We start from the raw sequence: 6,352 nt of genomic DNA on the forward strand, positions 1-6,352 counted from the left end.
TTAACAGAAAGAAAAAGAAGGGTAGCATAGGATCACACAAAATAAACAGATGTTTTGGTCATCTTATATCTTCAAACTTTCTTGTAGGCTAGTGATTTGCGGTTACTAGGTAGAGACTATCAGTCCTTATTACTGATATTATACAAGAGCACGTTATTGAATTAGACTCACATTTTAACGTCTTTTGTCGAATAGATCAACCGAATCATAAGGATTCATACTAGAAAGAGTTGTCAGACTAGTGATAAAGTGAAACTTCCATCAGTGGGGGTTTTTTTCATCCCCCACTGATGGAAAGCCTGAACCAATCGGACCTTTACGGGCAGTTGATCCCCCACCTATCTTCTTTGAATACTCAGACTCCCCGAGTGGGGGTCTTTACTTGCCGTTAAGGCGGGATAAAAATATGACGTCTCTTTTTTTACTTTCCTATTTCCCGCTCTACTTTTTCCTTCACTTCATGAATTTTGTCCATTTTATTTTCCCAACAGGTTACACTTAGATCAACCGGGTAGTCTTCTGGTGATCGCGTCCGCTTATACTCTTCCCAAAGGACGTTCAAATTCTCTTTTGCAAACGCTTGAATGTCTTGAACCTGTGGAGGTTCATACACCAGATTTCCGTTTTCGAAAATCGTCGTATGCAGCTCTTGTGCTTCAAAATTCGTAATCGTTTTACTAATATAAGTGTGTACGGGATGGAACATTTTTAAAGGACTTTCTTTTTCCGGATCTTCATTTTCCATTGAGATATAATCGCCTTCCGATTTATGGCTAACACGGTTAAGTATTCGGTACACCTTTTTCAATCCAGGCGTTGTGACCTTTTCCGGATTACCACTTATTTTAATAGTATCCTCCATTACGCCTTGATCATTTTCGATGGAAACTAGCTTATAAACGGCCCCGAGCGCAGGTTGATCAAAAGCCGTAATTAACTTTGTTCCAATTCCCCACTGATCAATTTGAGCACCTTGTGCTTTCAAGTTCATAATTGTATCTTCATCTAAATCACTTGATGCCACAATTTTAGTATTTTTAAAACCGGCTTCATCCAACATTTTTCTTGCTTCTTTTGAAAGATAAGCTAAATCTCCGCTATCAAGTCTTATCGCTTTAAAGTGAATCTTATCTCCTTTTTCCTTCGCCACTTTAATTGCATTCGGAACACCCGATTTTAATGTGTCATAGGTATCAACAAGAAACGTGCACTCTTTATGCCGTTCGGCGTATTTTTTAAAAGCAAGATATTCATCTTGATAAGCTTGGACCATAGCATGCGCATGGGTTCCCGCGACAGGTATACCAAATATCTTTCCAGCTCTAACATTCGATGTAGCTTCAAATCCACCTATGTAAGCGGCCCTGGCCCCCCAAATCGCAGCGTCCATTTCTTGTGCTCTACGTGCGCCAAATTCCATGGCTATTCCCTCTTCGCCTAGAACACCTTTAATCCGTGCCGCTTTTGTCGCGATAAGGGTCTGGTAATTTATGATATTTAGGATGGCTGTCTCAATAAGTTGCGCTTCTGGTAAGGGAGCTTCGATGCGAAGTAGGGGTTCATTGGCAAAGACCAACTCTCCCTCCCTCATTGATCTTACGGTTCCCGTAAAACGGAGTTCACGGAGGTACGATAAAAAATCTTCTTGATACCCAAGTTCCTCTCTGAGATACGTTATATCACTTTCGGAAAATTTAAATTGGCTGAGGTAATCGATGACTTTCTCTAAACCGGCAAAGACAGCAAAACCATGTCCGAAAGGCATCTTTCGAAAGAATACTTCAAAAACCGCTTTCCGATTTTGAAGATCATCCCCCCAATAGGTTTCAGCCATATTAATGGCATATAAGTCGGTATGCAGGGCAAGTCCATCATCCGTATACTTGTGATTCATCTTATCCCTCCCATATCGTATGTTTATAATGATCGAACGGTATTTTTACTAGGATTGTCTTTATACAGGTTTTTTAAACGGCCCTACCTTAACAAAGGCATTGTTTTCAAAAGAGACTACTGAAATAATTGATTTCCAACTCTATTTAAAATTATTTCCTAGGCAAGCGCATAATACGACACAATATTCTAATTATTATAATTTTTGGTCTGTAATTGTCGAAATCCCCAATATTGATGTAGATACAATGGAAACTACAAGCCTTTTAATCCCCCTTTTTCTTTATCAATACCCTCACTTCCTTACAAAAAGTCATTTAAACGATCACTTTATTAGTTATTAGAGACCGTAATTGTGGAAATAAGAATGTTATCTCTTGTTTTACTGTATATAGTCAAAGCGACCTAAAGACCTACTCAATATTTGTGGGTCTTTAGTTAAAAAATTATAATAAAACAAGCCTTTATTTCTAAATTCAAGCAATGTGGATAAAACTTACATTTTTTCATATTTTACTAAATTATTTAAAATGACGTTAAGGCGTATACTCTTTCATCGCTATTTCGATTGCCCCTATTAAACTGGCATCATGAGAAAAATGAGCTTCTTCTATTGATGGTACAAAAGGTACAAATCTCTCGAGGTATTGCTTGATGATTGGAAAAATCATGTCTTTATTTCGCACCATACCACCACCGATAACCACCTTTTCAGGATTCCAAGCGATGGCGAGATTCGCAACTTGTGCGCCTATTTCTTGTAATGCTTCATCTATGACATTTGTCACGAGTGAATCTTTGTTATATTCCTCAAACCACTCTTTTGTTTGTTTAAAAAGTCCCGTTTTTTCTTTCAACCTCATAGCGATGCCAATGCCACTTGAAAAAGCCTCAAATGGCGCTCTTTCTTGCTTAAAACCTTTATCCTCTTTTCGGTTTTTGAGTAAATAGGCAATTTCCCCTGCAGCTCCATTTGCACCTCTGACCACTTTATCTCCGATCGTATAACCCGCCGAAATCCCTGTCCCTAGATTGATGTACAACCCATAAGAGGTATTTTCTAAATTACCACTTTTTAATTCCGCTATCGTCGCGGTTTTAACATCATTTTCTATTCGAATCGTTACATCACCAAAGGCATCCTGCAGGTTCCTCTGAATATTGATGTCCTCCCAACCAATAATGTTGGAAGCAAGCTTCACATAATCACCGGAAACGACACCAATGGTTGAGATGCCGATCCCTGTTAATTGACCATCTGCTGTTTGTATCATTTCAAATGCGATGTCGATGGCTTCCTTTAACACTTCCTTGCCGTCTCTTCCCGCTGATACAATTTCTTTTCGTATAAGTATTTTTTTGCTTTGATCAGCGACAGCAATGGCCACTTTTGTTCCGCCAAAATCAAAGGCAAGTAAAATTTCTTTTTTCATGTTAAAACTCACTTTCTGTTATTTTATCCCGCCTTAACGGCAAGTAAAGACCCCAAGTCAAGATTCTGAGTAGTCAAAGAAGATAGGTGGGGGATCAACTGCCCGTAAAGGTCCGATTGGTTCAGCTAACCATCAGTGGGGGATGAAGAAAACCCCCACTGATGGAAGTTTCACTTTATCGATACTTTTTCTACCTCATATTCAACTTTTCTAAAAGGCCATTCGTTATTTTTTCTAGCCCAAATCACGTAAACGATTAATCCCAATAGCGTCCAAACAATGGAAAGACGGATGGCTTGCCAGCCTGAAGAATAGAAGACAAATGCCCAGCCAATAAAAGCTAGTATACTTGGTATTGGATAAAGCCACTGTTTGAAAGGTCTCTTCATGTCTGGTTTTCTTCTTCTTAATATACTAAGAGCTATAATTTGTCCCATAAATTGTACCACAATGGTCACGGCCATTAACGCATTGATGATTTGGCCTAAATCAAAGAAGCAACAGATGATCATGATACATCCCATAATAATGAGTGAATAATGCGGGAAATTGTGTTTTTTATGAAGCTTAGCAAAAGGTTTAAAGAACAATCCATCGGCTGCGGCTTGATAGGGTAACCGTGACGCTCCAAGTAATCCTGTGAAAAGAGATGCGAAACATGTCCAAAGAATAAGAATCGTTATAATGACAGCTCCCGGCTCTCCCCAAATTCTTTGCATAAATTCAGTCATGATGTTATGACTCTTCATGCCCTCCTGCCACGGTAGAACACCGATAACACTAATGTTCATACTTAAATCAATCAGTGAAACTAAGATGACTGATAGGATAACTGCTCGTGGAATGGTTCGACCAGGATTTTTCACTTCGCCACCTAAATAGCACACCGTATAATATCCTAAATAATCATAGATCGAAATTAGCATTCCCGCACCGAGTCCGATAAAAAATTGACCTGGAGCAAACGCATCTTTTGGAAAATCAAATGCCATGCTTGGATTAAAATGTGAAAATCCTCCGATTAAAATGAGACAAACCGTTAGGATCATCCCTGCCCATAAGACAACTGTAATCTTAGCGATCGATCCAATTTTTCTATAAAGAATGGCTATCGTTATCAGTGTAATGGCCACAGCCGATAATTTTATGCCAAGTGGTGATAGACTTGGAAAAAAGTAAACCAAGTAGTTTGCCATACCTATTGCACCCGTCGACATAATCATCGGAGTAGCAATAATGGTTGACCATGTAAATAAAAAAGGCATTAATTTCCCTGTACGATATTTAAAAGCTTCACGTAAATAGATGTAAGAACCACCCTCGCCAGGCATAGCAGCGCCAAGTTCACTCCAAACGAGTCCATCGAGAATTGCGAGCAGAGCTCCAACGATCCAGCCGAACATCGCCTGGGGTCCTCCCACTGTTGCTAAAATGATCGGCATGGTAATGAAAGGACCTGCTCCCATCATTTGAGACATGTTCATGGAGGTAGCCTGCATTAAACCTATCGAACGATTAAATCCTTTATTTGCCAATTGGAATTCCTCCTTTTTCAACTAAAATATGATAAAAACTTTTTTCAATAACATAAGATATAACCCCAATACTACTAGCTTTATGATTCAAACTTGCTTTTTCAATTGTTGTTTGAAGTGGAGAAAAACGTTTAATATACGTTCTAATGCTATCCATAATTTCCATCAGCTGATTTGATTTTTGCCCTCCTATTATCACTCGTTCAGGATTTAACAAGCTTATAACATTGGCGAGTGCAATGGATACGTCTATGACTAAATCCTTCTCTAGACTTCTCTTTTCTTTGTATTCTTGTAAAAGATGAATCACTTTATGCTCAAAACTTCCGAATTTTCCAAATTTATAGGTGTTATCATGATCTAGATCTTCTTTATCAACAAAGTAGCCAATTTCACCGGCAGAGTACTGAAAACCAGGAACTAGTCTTCCATCAGAAATAATAGCCGATCCAATACCTGTTCCAATGGATAGATAAAAGAAGTGGTCCGTCGACGCGCCTTTACCTATCCAATGCTCACCTAACGCGGCACTGTCAACGTCATTGTTAATGAAAATAGGAATTGGTATATATTTTTTAAGCTCGGCTTTAAAGTTAACACTTTTCCATCCTAAGGAAGGGGCATCAATAACAATTGATTTAGTGTGATCTACAATAGAAGGTACAGACACACCGATACCTAGAATTGGAGATTCATTGTGATTACATTCTTGATAAAAATTCACTATTTTTTGGGCACATAAAGAGACATCTAATACTGGAGGCAAACTTACTTTTTTAAGGACTTGTCCAGCCAAGTCTGTCAGAACACATAAAACACTTGAATTGGTTACATCTACACCAATGACAGAATAGGACTGATAATTAAACGCCAAATTTGTTCCTTTTCTTCCTCCCTCAGCTGTCGATGCACCTAAACCCATCTCTTTCACCATATTATTCTGGAGTAATTTTTCAACAAGTAGTGAAACCGTTGATCGACTAAAGCCAAATGCCTTAGCTATTTCTGCACGACTACAATTTTCATTTCTTCTAATATAGTCTAGAACAAGCAGTCGGTTGTTACTTTTGGTATATGGGAAATGGATCAGTTGCAAATCATCTCCTCCTCTCCGTTTTGTTTGTATTAAGTTTGTTCGATTTTTGTACAAACTAATTATTAATTGTTTTAAATATTAAAGATAAAACTGTTTCATTTCAATATTTATGTAAGAAAATATGACATGGTTTTTGTTCAAGCGACATTATATAACAAAAAATGGTGACCCGGATTTCCTCTTTTGATAAAGTTCACTAAATCACTTGTCAACGTTTGTTTAATCGGGTGGAGTTATGTGGATTTGTTTACATAATTTTTTAATAGGGTGCAGTTACTTAGTTTACATAATGTTAATACATTAGATTATTAATCGGCTTTTTTGGATTTATTGAGCTTCTTTCGGATTTATTGCGCCACTTTCGGATTTATTGCGCCACTTTCGGATTTATTGCG

Annotated in this window: 4 protein-coding genes and 1 riboswitch; all 4 genes read right to left on the reverse strand. The window is 38.1% G+C overall.

Annotated features, from left to right (window positions below):
- Nucleotides 1-64 precede the first annotated feature (64 nt).
- Nucleotides 65-166, reverse strand: a riboswitch (purine riboswitch).
- 255 nt (nt 167-421) lie between these two features.
- The 4 genes from GMB86_RS07455 to GMB86_RS07470 all read right to left on the reverse strand — a co-directional run bounded on the left by GMB86_RS07455 (nt 422) and on the right by GMB86_RS07470 (nt 5,957).
- Nucleotides 422-1,894 carry a nicotinate phosphoribosyltransferase gene (locus GMB86_RS07455; RefSeq protein ID WP_155218279.1) on the reverse strand — a complete coding sequence of 491 codons (1,473 nt, stop codon included), beginning with the start codon at nt 1,892-1,894 and terminating at the stop codon, nt 422-424.
- A 535-nt stretch (nt 1,895-2,429) separates the two neighbouring features.
- Nucleotides 2,430-3,326 carry an ROK family protein gene (locus tag GMB86_RS07460; protein ID WP_155218281.1) on the reverse strand — a complete coding sequence of 299 codons (897 nt, stop codon included), beginning with the start codon at nt 3,324-3,326 and terminating at the stop codon, nt 2,430-2,432.
- A gap of 170 nt (nt 3,327-3,496) precedes the next feature.
- The gene (locus tag GMB86_RS07465) at nt 3,497-4,861 is read right to left on the reverse strand and encodes an APC family permease (protein WP_230459039.1); all 1,365 of its coding nucleotides are present in this window, start codon (nt 4,859-4,861) and stop codon (nt 3,497-3,499) included.
- On the reverse strand, nt 4,851-5,957 hold the full coding sequence (locus tag GMB86_RS07470; RefSeq protein ID WP_196220156.1) for an ROK family transcriptional regulator: 1,107 nt from the start codon (nt 5,955-5,957) through the stop codon (nt 4,851-4,853). Before GMB86_RS07470 ends, GMB86_RS07465 begins: the two co-directional genes overlap by 11 nt.
- Nucleotides 5,958-6,352 lie beyond the last annotated feature (395 nt).

Origin of the sequence: Terrilactibacillus tamarindi (assembly GCF_009718825.1) — a bacterium.
Lineage (GTDB): Bacteria > Bacillota > Bacilli > Bacillales > Sporolactobacillaceae > Terrilactibacillus > Terrilactibacillus tamarindi.